This is a genomic window from Paenibacillus xylanexedens, from assembly GCF_007676705.1.
In the GTDB taxonomy this organism is placed as follows: Bacteria; Bacillota; Bacilli; order Paenibacillales; family Paenibacillaceae; genus Paenibacillus; species Paenibacillus xylanexedens_C.
In genome coordinates this window covers 1,074,755-1,094,079 of sequence record NZ_VEBF01000001.1, presented here as the reverse complement: position 1 = coordinate 1,094,079, position 19,325 = coordinate 1,074,755, and the positions used below count along the sequence as shown (strand labels likewise).

General features: G+C 46.3%; 19 protein-coding genes and 1 tRNA gene. 16 read left to right on the top strand and 4 right to left on the bottom strand.

Annotated elements, in window-relative coordinates; translation table 11 throughout:
- Positions 1 to 9: 9 nt before the first annotated feature.
- From pstB to FS628_RS04755, 7 genes are all read left to right on the top strand, one after another.
- Positions 10 to 765, top strand: coding sequence for a phosphate ABC transporter ATP-binding protein PstB (pstB, locus tag FS628_RS04785; protein WP_036609821.1), 756 nt, complete (start codon positions 10 to 12; stop codon positions 763 to 765).
- Between the two features lie 63 nt (positions 766 to 828).
- The gene (phoU, locus tag FS628_RS04780) at positions 829 to 1,488 is read left to right on the top strand and encodes a phosphate signaling complex protein PhoU (protein ID WP_145319518.1); all 660 of its coding nucleotides are present in this window, start codon (positions 829 to 831) and stop codon (positions 1,486 to 1,488) included.
- A gap of 235 nt (positions 1,489 to 1,723) precedes the next feature.
- Positions 1,724 to 4,378 (top strand): DNA polymerase I, encoded by a 2,655-nt coding sequence (polA, locus tag FS628_RS04775; protein WP_145319515.1) that lies wholly within the window; start codon positions 1,724 to 1,726, stop codon positions 4,376 to 4,378.
- Between the two features lie 118 nt (positions 4,379 to 4,496).
- A complete protein-coding gene (gene mutM / locus FS628_RS04770; RefSeq protein ID WP_145319512.1) occupies positions 4,497 to 5,333 on the top strand; it encodes a DNA-formamidopyrimidine glycosylase in 837 nt (278 codons plus the stop codon).
- A 132-nt stretch (positions 5,334 to 5,465) separates the two neighbouring features.
- A complete protein-coding gene (locus FS628_RS04765; RefSeq protein ID WP_440131243.1) occupies positions 5,466 to 6,239 on the top strand; it encodes a manganese efflux pump in 774 nt (257 codons plus the stop codon).
- Between the two features lie 9 nt (positions 6,240 to 6,248).
- Positions 6,249 to 6,845 (top strand): dephospho-CoA kinase, encoded by a 597-nt coding sequence (coaE, locus tag FS628_RS04760; RefSeq protein ID WP_145319506.1) that lies wholly within the window; start codon positions 6,249 to 6,251, stop codon positions 6,843 to 6,845.
- Entirely contained in the window at positions 6,842 to 7,405 is a 564-nt protein-coding gene (locus FS628_RS04755; protein ID WP_062833563.1) for a lytic transglycosylase domain-containing protein, read from the top strand. The genes coaE and FS628_RS04755 overlap by 4 nt, the downstream gene beginning before the upstream one ends.
- Before the next feature lie 82 nt (positions 7,406 to 7,487).
- On the opposite strand, the gene FS628_RS04750 is transcribed toward FS628_RS04755, so the two are convergent.
- Complete coding sequence (locus FS628_RS04750) at positions 7,488 to 7,709, bottom strand: alpha/beta-type small acid-soluble spore protein (protein ID WP_091032511.1); 222 nt, start codon at positions 7,707 to 7,709, stop codon at positions 7,488 to 7,490.
- Between the two features lie 116 nt (positions 7,710 to 7,825).
- Here FS628_RS04750 and nrdR point away from each other — a divergent pair, with 116 nt between their 5' ends.
- The 8 genes from nrdR to FS628_RS04715 all read left to right on the top strand — a co-directional run bounded on the left by nrdR (position 7,826) and on the right by FS628_RS04715 (position 15,588).
- On the top strand, positions 7,826 to 8,293 hold the full coding sequence (gene nrdR / locus FS628_RS04745) for a transcriptional regulator NrdR (protein WP_062833564.1): 468 nt from the start codon (positions 7,826 to 7,828) through the stop codon (positions 8,291 to 8,293).
- 186 nt (positions 8,294 to 8,479) lie between these two features.
- A tRNA-Ala gene (locus FS628_RS04740) sits at positions 8,480 to 8,552 on the top strand.
- A gap of 257 nt (positions 8,553 to 8,809) precedes the next feature.
- The gene (locus FS628_RS04735) at positions 8,810 to 9,619 is read left to right on the top strand and encodes an alpha/beta hydrolase (RefSeq protein WP_145319503.1); all 810 of its coding nucleotides are present in this window, start codon (positions 8,810 to 8,812) and stop codon (positions 9,617 to 9,619) included.
- Between the two features lie 46 nt (positions 9,620 to 9,665).
- Positions 9,666 to 10,193: a MarR family winged helix-turn-helix transcriptional regulator gene (locus FS628_RS04730; RefSeq protein ID WP_145319500.1), complete on the top strand. Its 528-nt coding sequence runs from the start codon at positions 9,666 to 9,668 to the stop codon at positions 10,191 to 10,193.
- Between the two features lie 147 nt (positions 10,194 to 10,340).
- Positions 10,341 to 11,690, top strand: a complete 1,350-nt coding sequence (locus FS628_RS04725) for an FAD-binding oxidoreductase (RefSeq protein ID WP_145319497.1) — start codon at positions 10,341 to 10,343, stop codon at positions 11,688 to 11,690.
- Between the two features lie 185 nt (positions 11,691 to 11,875).
- Positions 11,876 to 12,256 carry a hypothetical protein gene (locus tag FS628_RS32560; protein ID WP_260870929.1) on the top strand — a complete coding sequence of 127 codons (381 nt, stop codon included), beginning with the start codon at positions 11,876 to 11,878 and terminating at the stop codon, positions 12,254 to 12,256.
- A 38-nt stretch (positions 12,257 to 12,294) separates the two neighbouring features.
- Positions 12,295 to 14,574 carry a LuxR C-terminal-related transcriptional regulator gene (locus tag FS628_RS04720; protein ID WP_260870928.1) on the top strand — a complete coding sequence of 760 codons (2,280 nt, stop codon included), beginning with the start codon at positions 12,295 to 12,297 and terminating at the stop codon, positions 14,572 to 14,574.
- A 93-nt stretch (positions 14,575 to 14,667) separates the two neighbouring features.
- Entirely contained in the window at positions 14,668 to 15,588 is a 921-nt protein-coding gene (locus tag FS628_RS04715; RefSeq protein ID WP_145319494.1) for an NAD(P)-dependent alcohol dehydrogenase, read from the top strand.
- A gap of 211 nt (positions 15,589 to 15,799) precedes the next feature.
- Here FS628_RS04715 and FS628_RS04710 read toward each other — a convergent pair whose 3' ends face one another.
- From FS628_RS04710 to FS628_RS04700, 3 genes are all read right to left on the bottom strand, one after another.
- The gene (locus tag FS628_RS04710; RefSeq protein ID WP_145319491.1) at positions 15,800 to 16,096 is read right to left on the bottom strand and encodes a putative quinol monooxygenase; all 297 of its coding nucleotides are present in this window, start codon (positions 16,094 to 16,096) and stop codon (positions 15,800 to 15,802) included.
- Positions 16,097 to 16,194: 98 nt separating this feature from the next.
- Entirely contained in the window at positions 16,195 to 16,845 is a 651-nt protein-coding gene (locus tag FS628_RS04705; protein ID WP_076209073.1) for a nitroreductase family protein, read from the bottom strand.
- A gap of 27 nt (positions 16,846 to 16,872) precedes the next feature.
- On the bottom strand, positions 16,873 to 17,292 hold the full coding sequence (locus tag FS628_RS04700) for a MarR family winged helix-turn-helix transcriptional regulator (protein WP_145319488.1): 420 nt from the start codon (positions 17,290 to 17,292) through the stop codon (positions 16,873 to 16,875).
- A gap of 394 nt (positions 17,293 to 17,686) precedes the next feature.
- On the opposite strand from FS628_RS04700, the gene FS628_RS04695 reads away from it, so the two are divergent.
- Entirely contained in the window at positions 17,687 to 19,288 is a 1,602-nt protein-coding gene (locus FS628_RS04695; protein WP_145319486.1) for an AraC family transcriptional regulator, read from the top strand.
- Positions 19,289 to 19,325: the final 37 nt, after the last annotated feature.

Below are 19,325 nucleotides of genomic sequence, written 5' to 3'. Positions count from 1 at the left end.
TGAACATCCATGAAGGACCTCATTCACATTGAAAATCTTAATTTATACTATGATACGCATCACGCGCTTAAAAATATATCCATGGATCTGCCGGAAAAAACCGTTACTGCGTTCATCGGGCCTTCGGGTTGTGGTAAATCAACATTGCTTCGCACATTAAACCGGATGAATGACATGATTCCGGGTGTTCGTGTGGAAGGACAGGTTATGCTGAATGGCTCCGATATTTACAGTAATGAGATTGAAGTGGAGACACTGCGTAAACGGGTCGGCATGGTGTTTCAGCAACCGAATCCTTTTCCGAAATCCATTTATGACAACGTGGCTTATGGACCGCGCCTACATGGGGTAACCCAAAAGGCTGAACTGGATCAGTTGGTGGAACAAAGTCTTGTCCATGCTGCACTGTGGGATGAAGTGAAGGATGTATTGAAGAAGTCGGCACTTAGTCTGTCTGGTGGACAACAACAACGTCTCTGTATTGCACGGGCGCTGGCTGTACAGCCTGACGTTCTGCTGATGGATGAAGCGACGTCAGCGCTTGATCCGATCTCCACATTGAAGATTGAGGAATTGGTCAAGGAATTGCATCACAAGTACACGATCGTTATGGTTACCCACAATATGCACCAGGCGGCACGGGTGTCTGGACGCACGGTATTTTTCCTGAATGGTGAAGTGGTGGAGGCAGCTGATACGGAGACGTTATTCTCCACACCGCAAGATTCCCGAACCGAGGATTATATCTCCGGAAGGTTCGGTTAAGCGAGCTGAATTGGAACGATCCCGGCATACCCGGAGATGATGGACAAGGAGGACATGAAATCTATGATTCGCAGAAAAGAATTTGATCAGGAGCTTGAAGAGCTGCGTACCTTGCTCAAGCAAATGGGTGAACATGTTGGAGCGGCACTGGATGGTGCCATTGAGAGTTTACAGACGATGAACGCGGAGAAAGCTCAGGTCATCATCAAGAATGATGCGAATCTGAATGCCCTTGAAGACAAGATTATGGAACTTGGCTCCAAACTGATCATCACACAACAGCCGGTGGCGAAAGATCTCAGACGTATAATCGTTGCATTCAAAATCTCCAGTGATCTGGAGCGTATGGGAGATCTCGCACTCGATGTGGCGAAGGTGACACTGCGGATGGATGGGCAGGAGCTGATTAAACCATTGGTGGACATCCCGCAAATGGCAGAAATCGTGAAATCCATGATCGATGAATCCATCGAATCTTTCCTGAAAGAAAACACAGACCTGGCCTATAAAATGGCTCAAACAGACGATCAGGTCGATCAATTGTACAGTCACATGATCAGTGATCTCTACACGTTAATGACTGAACACCCGAATCAGGCTTCTCAGGCCATGCTGCTGATGATGGTTGGGCGTTACATTGAACGTATTGGCGATCATGCGACCAATATTGGTGAGAGCACGGTATATCTGGTAACAGGTAAACGTCCGGATCTGAATCAATAGGAAGAGCATTGCTTTGGAATTGGGGAATCAGTGCTTGCAACAAAAGCAATAATACCGTAAAAAAGAACTTTCTCTTGAGTAGCCTGTTCACAGACTACCTACAGAGAAGGTTCTTTTTTACGGGTAAAACTAAAGTGAAAAGTTGGCTATTCTTTTTGATGTGACAGGTGGGTATGGTATCATGGGAGTAGATGTAATTTGAAGATGTTGACCATATGATACGCGAGGTGCTGGAATGGACAAGTTTATTCTCATAGATGGAAATAGCATTATTTACAGGGCGTTTTTTGCAATGCCGCCTCTGACCAACTCCAAAGGTTTGCATACGAATGCGGTATATGGCTTCACCACAATGCTGCTGAGACTGCTTGAAGAGCATAAACCTACACATGTCATGGTCGCTTTTGACGCAGGCAAAGTCACGTTCCGCCACGAAGGGTATCAGGAATACAAGGGCGGTCGGGAGAAAACACCACCAGAATTGTCAGAACAATTCCCATTGCTGAAGGAACTGCTCAAAGGACTTGGCATTGCCCAGTTTGAGCTGGCTGGATTCGAAGCGGATGACATTATCGGAACGCTAACCAAACGCGCAGATGAAGCGGGCAGACAGGTGCTCGTTGTATCGGGTGACAAAGATATGCTGCAGCTCGCTTCTGAACATGTACATATCGGACTGACGCGTAAAGGGGTAACCGAGATTGAGTTGTATGATCCTGCTCAGATTAAGGAGCGCTACGGTCTGACACCACTGCAAATTATTGATCTAAAGGGTCTGATGGGCGACACATCCGATAATATTCCGGGTATTCCCGGAGTCGGGGAGAAAACCGCGTTGAAGCTTCTGCATCAGTTCGGATCGGTAGAGGATGTGCTGAACGGCACAAGTGAACTGAAGGGCAAGATGAAAGAGAAGATTGAGGCACACGCCGATGATGCCCGGATGAGCAAACAACTCGCGACGATTCACCGGGAAGTTCCGCTGGAGCAGACGTGGGAAGATATGCAATTCGCCGGATTAAAAGAAGAACATGCCGGCCCCGCACTAGCTAAGCTGGAATTCAAATCGTTGCTCGAACGCCTGTCGTTTAGTGGCACTATCGGTTCTGAACAGGAAGCTGTACCTGCTGCCGAGGTGGAATCCTCCATTGCAACAGAGGACACGATCAGTGAGCTGTTCAATTCTCTGGATTCCATTGATGTCCTCCATGTGGAGACACATGGGGATAACCCGCACCAAGCGAAATTGATTGGACTAGCTGTAGGTTCCGCTGGAACCTATACGTTCATATCTCCAGAATTGCTTCATTCCGATGCTGCGGCTCCAGTGCGGGAATGGCTCGGTAATTCAGACCAGCCGAAGCGCGGGTATGATCTTCATCGTGTAGACCTGGCCCTCCATGCGCATGGCATTGAATTCGCTGGCGCGTCATTCGATGTACAGCTGGCGGCGTATTTGCTTGACCCAACAGAATCCAACCAGACGATTAGTGGACTCACGACCAAGTATGGTCTGCCGTCCCTCGTAGAGGATGACACGGTCATGGGCAAAGGCGCCAAGTACAAGGTGCCGGAAGTGGAGATCTTGGGCGATTTCCTGTGCCGCAAAGCTGCTGCAGTCGCAGCCATTATCCCACTTCAGGAGCAGGTGCTGGAAACCGATGAGATGAATTCGCTGTTCCATGAACTGGAGATGCCGTTGTCACGCATATTGGCAGACATGGAGAAACAGGGCATCAAGGCCAATACAGCCGATCTGCAGGCTTTGGGCAGTGAGTTTGAAGAACAGATCAGCAGATTGATGGCTGAGATCTACAAGCTGTCAGGAACGGAATTCAATCTGAATTCACCAAAGCAATTGGGTGAGATTTTATTTGATAGATTGGGCTTGCCTGTCGTGAAGAAGACCAAAACGGGTTATTCCACAGATGCGGAAGTATTGGAGAAATTGGCTCCTTATAATGATGTGGTCAAGCATATTCTGCAATATCGTCAGCTTGCCAAGCTGCAATCCACTTATGTGGAAGGATTGCTCAAAGAGATATCTGACCGGGATGGCAAGGTGCATACGTATTATCGGCAGACCATTGCTGCAACAGGGCGACTTAGCAGTCAATTCCCGAACTTGCAGAACATTCCGATTCGGATGGAGGAAGGTCGCAAAATTCGGAAGGTATTTGTTCCTTCCGAGCCAGGATGGTCCATTTTGGCGGCAGACTATTCCCAGATTGAACTGCGTGTACTGGCACACATTTCGGACGATGAGCGCTTGAAGGAAGCATTTGTCAACGATATGGATATTCATACGAAGACCGCATCGGATGTATTTGGCGTGAAGCCTGAGGATGTGGATGGAGATATGCGTCGTTCCGCCAAGGCAGTTAACTTTGGTATCGTTTATGGAATAAGTGATTACGGCTTATCACAGAACCTGCATATTACGCGTAAAGAGGCTGCGCAGTTTATTGATCAGTATTTTGAAGTATTCCAGGGTGTGCGCCGATATATGGATGACATTGTGAAGGAAGCTCGTCAGGATGGTTACGTTAAAACGTTATTGGAACGCCGTCGCTACCTGCCGGAGATTAATGCCAGCAACTTTAATTTGCGTTCCTTCGCAGAGCGTACGGCGATGAATACACCTATTCAGGGAACAGCCGCGGATATCATCAAGCTTGCCATGGTACAGATGGATGAAGCGCTTCGGGAACGCAAGTTGAAGAGTCGCATGTTGCTTCAGGTGCACGATGAACTTGTATTCGAAGTACCTGCCGATGAATTGGAACTGATGAAAGAATTAGTGCCTTCTGTCATGGAAAAAGCTTTGGAACTATCGGTTCCGCTGAAAGCCGAAGTCAGCTTTGGGGATAACTGGTACGAAGCGAAATAAATCAAGTGCTGCGCGGTTTTTCCGGTATTTTACAATAGACCTTTCCATGTTAGTGATATAAGAAAAGGGTCCCGCTGAGCGCCATCTTCCGTTATAATATAGGGGAGGTGAGAACATCATGCCGGAATTACCGGAAGTCGAAACAGTCAGAAGAACATTGAATCAGCTTATTGTAGGCAAGACCATTGATCATGTTACGGTTAGCTTGCCGCGGATTATTCAGCGGCCAGACGACATAGATGCATTTGCACTGGAACTCGCGGGACATACCGTAATTGGGGTGGAGCGTCGAGGCAAGTTTTTGCGTATTTTGCTGGATGGGCTGGTGCTTGTCTCCCATCTGCGGATGGAAGGAAGATACGGTGTGTACGAGCAGCATGAAGATGTGGAGAAACATACACATGTGATCTTCCATTTTAATGATGGTACGGAGTTACGTTATAAGGACGTGCGTCAGTTCGGTACGATGCACCTGTTCAATGCAGGTGAGGAACTGGTATCCAAACCTTTGCTGAAGCTGGGACTGGAGCCGCTTGACCCGGCCTTTACGTTAGCAGCGTTCCGAGAAGCAGTGGGCAAACGAACAACCAAAATCAAGGCTGTACTGCTAAATCAGGCATATGTGGTTGGTATCGGGAATATTTATGTGGACGAGGCTCTATTTCGCGCAGGCATCCATCCCGAGACCATCGCTAAGACACTGACCGAAGCTCAGTTAACGGTGCTCCATGAAGCGATTGTGGCTACGTTGCAAGATGCAGTGAATGCAGGGGGATCTTCCATCAAATCCTACGTGAACGGACAGGGTGAGATGGGGATGTTCCAGCATCAATTGAAAATCTATGGACGCAAATCGGAACCTTGTGCAACATGTGGTACGTTAATCGAAAAAACGGTGGTTGGTGGCCGTGGTACGCATTTTTGTCCGAACTGTCAGCCGCTGAACATGAACTGAATGAACGAAATGATGAAATCATAGCACCCTTGGATTCCTCCCTCCATATACTGATATGGCAGAAATAAGCGGGCGTATACCCATACTGGCATCTTCAGTTGGCACGAGTACCGCACAGAGGAGGAGTCCGGGGTGCTGCATCATTTTATTTCATTGCTGGCGCTTGCTTTAGCGCTTAGTTTAGATGGTTTTGGAGTCGGGATTACATATGGGTTACGGAGGACTAAGATTCCCCTGTTATCTATCGCTGTTATTTCGATCTGTTCGGGATTGGTTATTGCTTTGTCGATGCAAGTAGGTGTGCTGTTGTCCCATGTGGTGTCACCGGATATCGCTTCGATTGTGGGAGCCGTTATTTTGATAGGTATTGGTGCATGGTCACTGTTGCAACTTATTCGAAAGCAAGGCAAGGAACAGCTGGAAACAGACACTAGAGCGGGTGAGGGAACAGAAACAACGGTAACTGGTGTTAGAGAAGCCCAAAAGACGCTGACGGATTCAAAAGGCAGGAATCAGGTGCTTGCGCTGGATCTGGAGCAGTCGGCTTCAGGTGGATCGCTGGAACGCATGGTTTTTACATTGGAGCTGCGTAAGCTGGGGGTCGTCATTCAGATTCTTCGCAGTCCCTCCAAGGCGGATATGGATAACTCGGGAAGTATATCTGCCCAAGAAGCGATGTGGCTGGGTATTGCCCTGTCTCTGGATGCGTTTGGGGCAGGATTGGGAGCGGCACTTCTGGGATTCCCTACACTGTGGACGGCACTCATTATTGCGCTGTTTAGTGGAGCGTTTCTGTTACTTGGGATGAAAGTTGGACTGCGATTCTCAGCTCTGCGCTGGATGCGAAGACTGTCTATACTGCCAGCACTATTGTTAATGATTATGGGAATAATGAAGCTGTTATGAGGTGAAACGATGAATATAGGCTTAACCGGCGGGATCGCGACAGGCAAAAGCAGTGTTTCCGCCTATCTCGCCAGTAAGGGAGCGTTGCTCATCGATGCAGACGTTATTGCCCGGGAAGTTATGATGCCCGGGCATCCCGTGTTGGCCGCCGCTGTTAAGCGGTTCGGACAAGCCATACTGAACGAAGATGGAACACTGGATCGGAAAAAGCTTGGAAGTATTGTTTTTCAACAACCAGAGGAACGAAAGGCATTGGAGGCCATCACACACCCGGCGATTCGTAGAGAGATGCGTGAACGGGCTGCCGCATACGCATTGGAACATCCGGATAAACTTGTGGTATCGGATATTCCTTTGCTGTACGAATCGGGTCTGGAAGATGGTTTCGAGGAAGTCATGGTTGTATATGTTCCAAGATTAGTCCAACGAGATCGCTTGATGAGTCGGGATGGAATGACTGCAGAACAGGCTGAGGCTCGAATGGATGTACAGATGGATATTGAGCGCAAAAAGCAGCTTGCAGACATTGTCATTGATAACAGCGGCTTATGGCCTGCGACGGAGCAGCAAATTGACTCATATCTAAAGCGTAAGGGTTTGTTATGAAAATATTGCGCAAGAAACGTGTACTGTTGTTGATGTTTGTGTCCTTTGTATTGGTATTATTCCTGAATACAAACTGGATGGCATGGTTCTATCCGATTCATTATAAGGAAGAGATTCGTGCCCAATCCCAGAGCTATGAGGTTGATCCGTTTCTGATTGCTTCCATAATCAAGGTGGAGACCAATTTCAAGACAAGCAAGGAATCCAAACGAGGAGCCATTGGACTCATGCAGCTGATGCCGGACACGGCCAACTGGATACTGGAACAAGCCAAAATTCCCGACACTTCGCTGGAGGAATTGAAGCACGAGCCTGAACGAAATATTCAGTTAGGGACATGGTATCTGCGGAATCTGTCTGATCAATTCGATGGTAATGAAGCGGTGATGATCGCTGCCTATAACGCGGGTCCGGGCAAAGTGAACAGTTGGCTTAGAGATGGTGTATGGGATGGCTCATTCGATACGGTGAAGGATATTCCGTTTGGTGAGACGCGTCACTATGTACAAAGAGTCATTTACTATTATAATCAGTATGTAAAGATCTATAATACGTTCTGAATATATAAGTAGAAGCACAGAGCAGGCCGGTTGTTCACCGGCCGCTCCATGCTCCTCTGTGTAGCGTATTACGATGCAGATATTATTGGTATTGACCTGCCAATTGCTGTTCTGCAATTGTTACCAGACGCTTCGTGATGTATCCACCGATCGAACCGTTCTCGTAAGAAGTCATGTTACCTTGGTATCCGTCTTGTGGGATGCTGATTCCGAGTTCTTGAGCAACTTCGTATTTCAGTTGTTCGAGGGCTGCGGAAGCTCTAGTTACCACCAGGTTGTTGGAGTTACCGTTGCTTTGTGCCATTGCTGTTCACCTCCTCGCGGGTTGGTAAAAGTATTATGTGTCGGCAATGCATTTTTCATTACAAGATCAGTACAGGGAATATGTGGTAAAAAGTAAAACATGGGAAGTGATCTGATTTGAAATGTCCTTATTGCGCTTTTCTGGGCACCAAAGTCCTTGATTCACGGCCGGCCAATGAATCAAAATCGATTCGTCGCCGTCGTGAATGTGAGCAATGCGCCAGAAGATTTACAACGTTTGAGATGATTGAGGAAACACCATTGATCGTCATTAAGAAAGATGGCAGCCGGGAAGAGTTCAGCCGTGACAAGATTCTCCGCGGGCTTATTCGTGCCTGTGAGAAACGTCCGGTCTCTGTTGAGACGCTGGAGATGATGGTATCTGAAGTAGAGAAGTCTCTGCGTAATACAGCCGATGCTGAGGTCGAGAGTCGCCAGATTGGTGAGCTATTGATGGAGCAGCTGTTTCCAGTCGATGAAGTGGCGTATGTGCGCTTCGCTTCCGTGTACCGTCAGTTCAAAGACATCAATATGTTCATGAAAGAACTGAAATCCCTGTTGTCCAAAGACAATCTGGAGGATTAGTGAAGTGGGTAAAGGGAGAAGAGCAGTCTGGGGTTCCAGTCCGTATGTGCCAGTGAAATCGGTTGTTCTTCTCCAATCACTTTGGATCTTGAAAAAGTGATTGACAGCGAAAGCTGGATTTTATATGATATAGAAGTCGCTTGCGGAACGCAGCAGTGTTGGACAAGCTTATCAATTTCATATCCTGGGGCCTTAGCTCAGCTGGGAGAGCGCATCGCTGGCAGCGATGAGGTCAGGGGTTCGATCCCCCTAGGCTCCATAGTCAAGAACGCCATCACAATATTGTGATGGCGTTTTTTTGTTTTATGTTTCTGTGAATATGATTCTATGGTCGATTTTGTGTAAGCGCTTCAATCTATCGTGGACAAAAGAAACATACAGGTGATATATTGTTTCTGTAAGAAACGATATTATTTTTAACGCATATTATTTGATCACAGTAAATTAAATTATATGTGCCCAAGACAAAATATCTTATCTGAATGTTCTTGAACATTACGAAGGAGTGGGATAAATATGAGTAAAATCGAGACAACAATTGAAACCTTTGACAGTACTCGGCTATATTCGAGTAAGAATTTAGTTAGTGATGCGAAGGCAGCCGTGGTCATTGTTCATGGTCTATGTGAACATGCAGGGCGCTACGATTATGTGACCGAACAACTAAATAAACGTGGTTTTAATGTGTATCGCTTCGACCATCGCGGTCATGCCAGATCCGAAGGGCAGCGTACGTTCTACAGTGATTTCCACCAGATTATAGAGGATGTCAACGTTGTGGTGGAAAACGCATTGCAAGAGAGCGGCGATCTTCCGCTGTTTGTTATCGGGCATAGTATGGGCGGCTTTGCAACCTCATCCTTTGGAACAAAATATCCAGGCAAGGTTAAAGGCATCGTACTATCCGGAGCGCTCACTCGTTACAATACAAGAGTTGCCGGAGAACTGCCGATGGATCTTCCTGCAGGCACGTATTTCCCGAACGAGCTGGGCAGCGGCGTATGCAGCGATCCCGCAGTTGTATCCGCTTACACGAATGACCCGCTGGTTGAAAAGGAGATCTCTGTAGATTTATTTAACAGCTTGGGAAATGGCATAGCATGGCTCAAGGAGAACGCCAAGCAGTTTGTAGATCCCGTACTTGTTCTGCATGGGGCCAATGACGGGTTGGTCAGTGAACAGGATTCTCGTGACTTTTATGGGGATATCGCTTCAACTGATAAAACACTCAAAATTTATGCTCATCTGATGCATGAGATATTTAATGAACCGACTCGTGATGATGTTATTGAAGAAGCAATCACATGGATTGAAAAACGGATCTGATTTCAGTAGAGTAAGAGAGAGAATCTGAATATGAAAGGGATTACTCATGAAATTAGATTGGATGGGCGACCATCGGGAACTGATTGAGAAAATTATCAAATACGGCAATGCGTACTCGAACACCTATAAGCTGCAGCGAAGTTATGGTACGGACATGATGTTCTCGGCTTCACAGATTCAGACGCTGGAATACATTCTTGAAGCCGAGGACAAGGAAGAGAACATGTCGGAAATGGCCGTACGCCTGGGTGTAAGCCGTAGTACATTTTCCAAGAACGTGAAGAATCTGACGGAAAAAGGTCTGCTCGAAAAATTTCATTTAAGCGGCAACCGCAAAGACATTTACGTCAAACCTTCGGCGAAAGGACGCGACGTATATGCGAAGTACACCGAATTTGTGCGGGAGCTTTGCTTTGATGAGATTTTCAAGTACGCAGATCAGATTTCAGAAGCGGATAAGCAGAACTTTGTTCGCATCATGGATTTGTTTGCCGACGTGCTCGTCTGGTATGGTGAAAAAGAACAGGAAGCGCGCAAGTTAATCAGAATTGATTCCGATTCGCGCAGCGACTAGTTTCGAGATACACATACAGATTCAATCTGAAACACGAACTTTGAAATTAAGGCACCAGCCCATTCCCTCCGCGAATGTCCGTCATACAGTATAAAGTGCCTTGTGTTGAAATACTGTAGAACATTTGTTCAATAGGGAGTGGGATGTGTGAAATCATCAACAAAGCTTACCGGACGGGTTATTTATAAAGGAGATCCGGGATACGAAGCGGCGCGGAAGAACTGGGATCCGCATACCGACAAGTATCCTAAAGTCTTTGTATTTGCCCAAAAGACGAAAGATGTCTCCAATGCCATCAAATGGGCTCGTGAAAATAATGTACCGATCAGGCCGCGGAGTGGAAGACATGCGCTTGAGGTCAATCTTTCACAAGTGAATGGTGGAATTGTCATTGATGTAAGTGATCTGAATTCCATCAAGCTCGATAAAAAAAATGGAACCGTTGTTGTGGGGACGGGTAACCGAGTAGGGAGAATTGCGAATACCCTCGCCAAGCAAGGATTCATAGCTCCTTTTGGTGACAGCCCCTCCGTAGGGATCGGTGGAATTACGTTAGGTGGGGGAATTGGGCCTCTCCAGCGTACCATCGGTCTCATCAGTGATAACCTGCTTGAGGTGGAGATGGTGGATGCGAACGGAAAAGTGATACGGGCCAATAAAAATCGTAATGCGGATCTCTTTTGGGCCTCGCGGGGAGGCGGCGGTGGTAACTTCGGAGTATATACCCACTACAAATTCAAAGTGCGTCGTGCTCCAGCGAAGGCAACTGTATATAAGATTACCTGGCCATGGGCTCAATTCGAAAAGGTGCTCAAAGTATGGCAGAAGTGGGCTCCCTCTGTGAATACAAGATTGGGTAGCGAACTGTCCATCGGACCGAAAAAGGGTGGCAATGTTGTCATGGAGGGGCTGTTCCTAGGGTCAAAAACAGAGGCTCTCCGTCTATTGCAGCCGATTACAAGTGTTGGCACACCGACAAGCTCCATTGTTCGTTTGTTACCTTACACAGAAGTTGTGAAGTTCTTATTACAACCTGATCCGACCGAGACTCAACGGTATAGCAACCAGTTCTCGTCCGGTTTTGGACGAAAACCATTCCCCGACAAAGCCATCAAATCGATGCGATCATTCTTGGAGAACCTAGAAGAGGGACCAGGCGGATTCTATTTCCTCAACTGGGGCGGAGCGGTAAGTCGCAAATCACCTAGATCAACCGCGTTCTTCTGGCGCAAAGAGAAGTTCTATGTGGAATGGAACAGTACGTGGGTCAAACCATCCCATGCCGCTAAAAATATCGCACTCACTCGGAACACGCGTAAGAAGTTGCAACCATACATTGTGGGTTCCTATATCAACGTTCCGGATCAAGGGATCAAAAATTCCGGTTTAGTTTACTATGGAGCCAACTATGCCAGACTGCGCAGAGTCAAAGCCAAGTATGATCCGAAAAATGTGTTTAACAATCCGCAAAGCATCACGCCGGCTCGGAGAGCATAAAGGTAAAGCCATTCATTTTTACTAGCAGCTTGTGCTAATCAGAAGTGAAATTCATCTATGTACTACTAATAATAAAGACACGTCTTTTATGGCGTGTCTTTTTGATTTTTATGGTAGTATAGATGCCAAAACGATATATGAAACAATACAGTTGCTGTTCGTAACCCTTGAATGGAGGTTGGCTCATGTATGCACCGATCTTATCTACGAAATTAACCATTCCAGTTCAGCGCTCCCATGTAGTCGATCGTCCCCGCCTGTATGTCCGTTTGGACGAGGGGATGCAGGCTAAACTCATACTGGTCTCTGCTCCTGCAGGATCAGGCAAAACACTACTCGTCAATCAATGGGTTAAGTCTTCTTCAATAGATACAGCTTGGCTCTCGCTGGAAGAAGCGGATAACGATCCTTCACGTTTTTTGACATACCTATGTGCTTCGTTACAGACGATTGTCCCCCAACTTGCTGAAGGAATCATGGGATTTGTTCAATCTTCCGAGCCGCCACCGAGCCGCCACCGATCGAGACAATTATTACATGCCTCCTTAATGAAGTTTCTGAAATAACCGATCATTTTGTACTTGTTCTGGATGATTATCATCTCATGACTTCAGAAGTGATCCATCAAGCGCTTGTCTACTTACTGAGGCACATGCCCCCGCATATGCATATCGTCATGACTACGCGTCAGCAACCCAAGTTACCTTTGGCTCGACTGCGGGTTAAGGGGGAATTGATTGAATTACGTGGTAGTGATTTGCGTTTTACTTCTGCCGAAAGCAGTGAGTTTTTGGATCGGGTCATGAGATTGAAACTTTCAGAGGAACATGTTGCTCTCCTTGAAGAACGAACAGAAGGCTGGGTTGCCGGGTTGCAGTTAGCCGCCTTATCCATGCAGGGTTCTTCTGATCCGAATCACTTTATGGAAACGTTCAGTGGCAGGAACCCATTTGTCCTGGACTATCTAATGGAAGAAATATTACAAGGGCTAACCGAACAGGTACAGAACTTTTTGTTGAAAACGTGCATGTTGGATCGATTATGCGGTTCATTGTGTGATGCGATCTTTGATATAGGTGAACCAAAGGAACATGAATCATTTGATTTTACCGGACAGGACATGTTGGAGTGGCTGGAGCAAGCCAATCTTTTTATCGTTCCCCTGGACAATGAGAGGCGATGGTATCGTTACCATCATCTGTTTGCAGATTTATTGCGTAAAAGAGTACACCAGAATTCAAATTACGTCGGCACAGCGGAGACCGATCTGTCTGTTACTGAGATACATAAGCGAGCGAGCATCTGGTATGAGAAGCATCAAATGGAGCTGGAGGCTTTCAATCATGCTGTAGCTGCGGCAGATACTCATCGGGCATCGGATCTGTTGGAAGGTAAAGGTATGCCACTTCTTTTTCGCGGGGGTGCTGTTCCTGCGCTTCAATGGTTGAGTTCTCTATCCTCAGCAGAAATGGATTCAATACCTTCCCTATGGGTGATGCATGCCGCTGCGTTGTTAGTGTCAGGACATATGGTAGACGTGGAACCCAAATTGCAGTCTGCTGAACAAGCGTTACAAAATATGGAATTAGAACATACCGATTCTGATCTGATTGGACATATCGCTTCCATCCGAGCCACGCTGGCTGTCAGCCGGCACGATGCGGATACGATTATTACAGAGTCACTCCGAGCACTCCAATATTTGCATCCTCATAATCTGCCCATTCGTGCAGCGACAGCTTGGACATTGGGATATGCATACCAGCTTCAGGGAAAACGTGTGGAAGCCGAATTGTCTTACGAGGAATCATTAGCGAACAGTACCAAGATCGGACATCATACCATCACCATGATGGCGACACTGGGCTTGGGGAATATACAGGAATTCAACAATCAACTACATCTGGCAGCTGAATCCTATCAGCAGGTGGTACTTATGGCAGGTAAGCCACCGCTACCTATTGCATGTGAAGCCCATTTGGGTCTGGCGCGAGTGCATTATGAATGGAATAATCTTGATGTGGCGATGTTGCACGCTCAACAGAGTGTGCAGTTGGCACATCAATTTGTCCAAACGGACAGGGTTGTTGCAAGTGAGTTATGGCTCGCCCGAGTGACGCTTGCGAAGGCGGATCTTCATAAAGCCGCTATCATGTTAGATAGAATCAACGAAACGGCCCAACGGTTAAATTTTACAAAGGCGATCCCTGATATTACTGCTGCATACGTTCTTGTGCTCCTTCGTCAGGGCGATCTGAAAAAAGCAATGCGATTATCATGGGACAGAAATCATGCGCTTAGTCAGGCCAGAGTAATGTTGAGACAGGGTGCTACTATAGAGGCACTTGGTATTATGGAATCCTGTCTTCGCTTGGCCATAACCAAAGGCTTCAAGGATGAACAGCTCAAGGCAACAATCCTTCTAGCGGCTATCCATGAGGAATATGGAAATATAACAAAAGCTATCGAGCTCCTGACTGAGGCAATGATGATGGCAGAGCCAGCAGGCTTCATTCGTGTATTTGTAGACGAAGGTGTTGTTGTGCACAGTCTTTTGAAGAGGATGACAGCACGCGGTGAATCACGTTTATATCTGCTTCAATTACTGGCTGCATTTGAAGGTGAGGACAACAGAATAGAAATGATTTCCGAAGAGACAGATGTATATCCGAGCGTCTCTGAACTGCGAATTGATCCGTTAAGCGTGAGAGAGCTCGAAGTATTACATCTCATTGCACAGGGAAGATCCAATCGGGAGATTAGTGAGATACTTCATATTGCACTGCCTACCGTGAAAGGACATAACCGGATTATTTTTGACAAAATGCAGGTGAAGCGACGAACCGAAGCAGTGGCAAAAGCACGTGAATGGAAACTCCTATAACGGGTGTGTCCTTGAAACGATACTTTAGTATCTAGGGTCCGAACCCACTTCCCGATATACTCATGGCAAACAGGAACATGTGGGGGGAAAGATATGAGAGCTATCATATGTACGAAGTATGGATCACCAGATGTGTTGCAGCTTAAAGACATAGCGAAGCCATCACCCAAAGATCATGAGATTCAGATTAAAATACACGCAACAACTGTAACATCCGGGGACTGCAGAGTTCGTGGTTCCAATGTTCCGTTTCTGTACTGGGTACCGATGCGTCTTTTTCTGGGATTCCGAAAACCTCGAAATTCGGTCCTGGGCGTAGAGTTGGCAGGAGAAATTACGGCGATTGGCAAGGAAGTAAAGCAATTTAAGTTAGGTGATCAGGTGTATGCCATCAATGGATTGTCTTTCGGTGCCCATGCTCAGTATATATGTCTATCCGAAGAGGATCCAGTCGCTCTGAAACCGCTCAACGCAACGTATGAGGAAGCAGCAGCTATTCCGTTCGGTGGAACTACGGCCTTATATTTTCTGCGCAAAGGAAACATTAAACGGGGAATGAAAGTGCTCATCTATGGAGCTTCGGGAGCCGTAGGAACTGCTGCTGTGCAGCTTGCCAAATATTTTGGAGCAGAAGTAACAGGGGTATGCAGCACAACGAATGTGGAGTTCGTGAAGTCACTTGGGGCCGAGCATGTTATCGATTATATGAAGGAAGACTTTACAAAAACAAGTCAGCGGTATGATCTGATATTGGATGCAGTCGGCAAAGTCTCCAAAGGTCAGTGTCGGCACCTATTGGCACCTAACGGCACATATGTCACTGTTGAGGGGCAAGGCATCGCAAGGGTGACTGCAAAGGATCTGATACTTCTTAAAGAGTTGATGGAGGCTGGTGAGATCCAAGCAGTGATTGACAGACGTTATCCGTTGGAGCAAATTCCGGAAGCTTATCGTTATGTGGAAACGGGGCGAAAAAGGGGCAATGTCGTGATTACGGTCAAACATGAGAACTAATTGGCAGTGTGGCCTTTTTGAGTTGGAACGGAACCTAACGTCGCACAATTAGCCAACCTATTTGCAAACAGTCCTTATGAGATACACGAGGCCACCAAGTAACAGTGAATCTGAAGTGAACTTACTTTTCAAAGGGAACTAAAAACCGCCCTCGGTCATATGACCAAGAGCGGCTTCTTCCATGCCAATTATGCATGCCAGTTCAGGAGTATTAAGCTTTAACTTGTTCTCCAGCAAATACTTCAACGTTCATTGGAGCGGCCATGAATGCTGCTGCTTGTTGAACAAAAGCTTGGAAATGCGCGCTGGTGTTGTGAGAAGCTGTAGCAGCTTCATCTTTCCACAGCTCGATCATTGTGTATTGGTGTTCGCGTTCTGTGCTTTTTGCCAAGTCATAGCTAATGTTGCCTTCTTCTTGACGTGTTGCAGCGATCAGTTCTTTGGTTGAAGCGAGGAATGCTTGCTCTTGATCCGGTTTAACTTGCAGATGCGCGTGAATGATAATCATAATATATAACCTCCATATTGTGTTTGTTTGGAATGTGTTAAGAATGTATGCTTATTGACCAATATAATCGAGACTTACAGGGAAACAAGTCCCTGATATTATGCCCAAGTTGTGATGGTTTCTACAGGCAGACGGTAGGATGGGTGACCTTCTTTGGCCGATTTACCGATCGAGATCAACATAACGGGTTGATAACGCTCTTTGTCCATGCCGAATGCTTCTGCAATTTGATCTTTCTCATAACCACCAATTGGGTTGGTGTCATAACCATGCGCACGTGCAGCAAGCATCAATTGCATGGAAGCAAGGCCAGCATCGATCAGGTTAACGTCGCGAAGATCGGAAGCAGCCATCTTTTCGTAATAAGGCATTACGGTTTTGAGCTGCATATCCTTAATGTCTTGTGGCATGTAACCAAGTTCTACAGCTTTACCAAAAATCTCATCCATGTATTCAACGTTGTTCATATCAATAAATACGCCAATAACAGCGGCAGAAGTCAAAACCTGATTTTGATTGAATCTTGCAAGAGGCGCAAGCTTTTCTTTGCCTTCAGCCGTATCTACAACCAGAAAACGCCAAGGCTGCAAATTGATCGAAGATGGTGCACGGGAAGCTTCTGACAGAATTTCAGTCATTTCTTCACGGCTGATCTTCACTTCAGGATCGTAAAGTTTAACAGAACGACGACCGTAGGTGATTTCGTTAAAATCATTGGTTTTTTGGAATTTGCTTTGAATGGTACTCATGAATGGATCTCTCCTCTATATATGGGTTTAGAAATTGTTCTGCATACGTTCCAGGAAATCAGCGAGCGCTTGAACCTCGTCTTCACTGAAATCCTGCAAAATCTGATTGATAAAATTGGTCTTCTCAGCTTTGTAGCCTTCAATCTGCTTCCGACCGTGGTCCGTCAGACGAACAAAAGTGACCCGATTATCTTCGGGGTTCTTGCGTCTTGTAACCATCAGGTCTGCCTCAAGTTGCTTCAGGTGACGTGTAATGGCAGCACTATCTATGTTGATCATTTTTTGAAGCATAGACTGGTTAATCTCATCGACCTGATCGAGCTCATGCAGAATCTCAAACCGTGAAGAACTGATGCCAGTACAGCGTTCGAACTTTGGACTGATTTTGTTACCCAGCACGTTCAGCAGGTTGATGATCTGTTCTTCTTTGGAAACAATACGTGTCATGACTAGACCTCCCGGGTGAATCTGAATCATGAACAACGGCGTATGTTAACCAATAATTAAAGTTGCAGTATACAATGCCATTGCCTAATGATTATTTGGATGCTCTCGATCATTGATGTATCAATATTTGATGCCTCAATCATTGATGGCTCAATTAATATAGCATGCCTTTTATGATTTTGCAACAGGTTAGAAAATGTTGCTGATGCTGGCGCTTTTATCCCGCTACATATACATTGCAGTCCGTATAGGATGTCCAAATAGATAAGTTAATATTGATTATTTATGTTATTGAGAATTGTTATCAATCTATCTATAATTAACTGAAAGGCAAAAAAATATGGTTTAATCAGGTGATTATAGGGTTCGATCCAAACAGGGAGGTGACGTGAGCATGGAGGAAAATGATTGGATCAAACGACTGGAGCAACTACATTTCTCTGCTGTCCACGTCTGCCATTACTCTAGCAATCCGGGGGCCGTTCAGCGTCGGATCTGGAAGAGGTTCGCTATTTGCAGGGTTATCGCTGGCAAGGGATCTTTGTCTATGGATAACGTTGTACATACGGTGTCTCAAGACGAGTGGTTTTTGTTGAAGCCAGGCATGCATGTGGAGTTTCAGACAGATATGGGAGCACCTGTCCGATATCAGATCATTTTATTTTCCTGTGTTACACTTACCCGGCGTCGGAATGCTTGGCATACCGAGGCATTTGATCTCCCTGTGACGGGCAAGCTTAATATTCCTTCCAATACACGTGATATTCAGGAGATGATGGATACCCTGGTGAGTGGAAAGCACTCCATCACGAGTTTGGAAAAGACGCGCAGGAAACATCTTTTGCATCAGTTGTTGATTCAATTAATGATGCACGTGAAAGAAGCAACTCCAGCTGTAGCAGGGATGGATCTGGCACTTGAATATATGACGCATCAGTATATGGAAGACATTCGAATTGATCAGATGGCCCGCATGGCAGGGCTTAGTGTGAATCATTTTATAAGAACATTCAAACGGCAATTAAATATGACCCCGATTGAATATATACTGAAACTACGTATGGCGAAGGCCAAGCAGCTGTTATTTTCTTCAGATAAAATCAAGGAAATTGCGGAGCAAGTGGGTTATAAGGACGAGCACTATTTCAGCAGAGTCTTCAAGAAAAACGAAGGAATCGCCCCAACGTTGTATATGAAAAATAAAGTGAATCGCATTGCGACCTTGTATTACGGGTTGGACGATTATGTGATAACGCTCGGTTTGAGGCCAGTATCTGCTTTATCCTATGGTCAGAGAGTGGCTCGTCATGTTGCCATACCTGCGCTTCAGGCACACAGTCATCAGGGACTTATCCTGGATAGCTTCAACCAGAACTATGATGATTTGAGGCGAGTCCAACCGGACCTAATCATTACAAGTGATCGTTTGGAGCCAAATGACTCCCTCCATCGTATCGCGCCTACCACCATGCTGGAGCACACCAACCATTTTGGCGAGAGGCTTCTGTATATGGCGGACATTATGGGCCGCACCGAACAGGCTGTACAGTGGATTGAACAGCATGCTGAACTGAGCCGGGTTCTTCGAGGGCGCATTCAATCGAGGTGGGGGAAACAGAGTGCCATGTTCATCCGGGTGACTTCTCATTTCTATCGAATGTATGGGTTGAATAACCAGACAGGGGCCCTGTTGTATGATGATCTGGGATTTTATTTGCCTCGTGATTTTCCGAAACAACAGTGGGCTGTAGAGAGTAAAGTTCGCAATTTGCAGTTATACGACGCGGATCATGTGTTTGTAATGGTCGATCCCACAGAAGAGGCACGTGCTCAACTGAGGCAATTACAGCAATCCAGGGCATGGTTGGCATTAAAGGCTGTTCAAGAAGGCCATGTATATAATGCAGGAGATATTTTCTTCAAAACGCTGGGTCCAACCGGACGCATGTGGGCCATGCGATATGTGGCAGAGCAACTTGGGGTTACCTTACGGTGATATTGTGCAAGAGAAGAGAGTGGAATAATCCATGGTA

Bases quoted from the DNA above. Each gene is read 5' to 3' on its own strand.
- phoU (WP_145319518.1), top strand. From the start codon at position 829: ATGATTCGCAGAAAAGAATTTGATCAGGAGCTTGAAGAGCTGCGTACC.
- coaE (WP_145319506.1), top strand. From the start codon at position 6,249: ATGAATATAGGCTTAACCGGCGGGATCGCGACAGGCAAAAGCAGTGTT.
- FS628_RS04700 (WP_145319488.1), bottom strand. From the start codon at position 17,292: ATGACACGTATTGTTTCCAAAGAAGAACAGATCATCAACCTGCTGAAC.
- FS628_RS04715 (WP_145319494.1), top strand. From the start codon at position 14,668: ATGAGAGCTATCATATGTACGAAGTATGGATCACCAGATGTGTTGCAG.
- polA (WP_145319515.1), top strand. From the start codon at position 1,724: ATGGACAAGTTTATTCTCATAGATGGAAATAGCATTATTTACAGGGCG.
- FS628_RS04695 (WP_145319486.1), top strand. From the start codon at position 17,687: ATGGAGGAAAATGATTGGATCAAACGACTGGAGCAACTACATTTCTCT.
- FS628_RS04730 (WP_145319500.1), top strand. From the start codon at position 9,666: ATGAAATTAGATTGGATGGGCGACCATCGGGAACTGATTGAGAAAATT.
- FS628_RS04720 (WP_260870928.1), top strand. From the start codon at position 12,295: ATGACTTCAGAAGTGATCCATCAAGCGCTTGTCTACTTACTGAGGCAC.
- FS628_RS04710 (WP_145319491.1), bottom strand. From the start codon at position 16,096: ATGATTATCATTCACGCGCATCTGCAAGTTAAACCGGATCAAGAGCAA.
- FS628_RS04735 (WP_145319503.1), top strand. From the start codon at position 8,810: ATGAGTAAAATCGAGACAACAATTGAAACCTTTGACAGTACTCGGCTA.
- FS628_RS04705 (WP_076209073.1), bottom strand. From the start codon at position 16,845: ATGAGTACCATTCAAAGCAAATTCCAAAAAACCAATGATTTTAACGAA.
- pstB (WP_036609821.1), top strand. From the start codon at position 10: ATGAAGGACCTCATTCACATTGAAAATCTTAATTTATACTATGATACG.
- FS628_RS32560 (WP_260870929.1), top strand. From the start codon at position 11,876: ATGTATGCACCGATCTTATCTACGAAATTAACCATTCCAGTTCAGCGC.
- FS628_RS04750 (WP_091032511.1), bottom strand. From the start codon at position 7,709: ATGGCACAAAGCAACGGTAACTCCAACAACCTGGTGGTAACTAGAGCT.
- mutM (WP_145319512.1), top strand. From the start codon at position 4,497: ATGCCGGAATTACCGGAAGTCGAAACAGTCAGAAGAACATTGAATCAG.
- FS628_RS04755 (WP_062833563.1), top strand. From the start codon at position 6,842: ATGAAAATATTGCGCAAGAAACGTGTACTGTTGTTGATGTTTGTGTCC.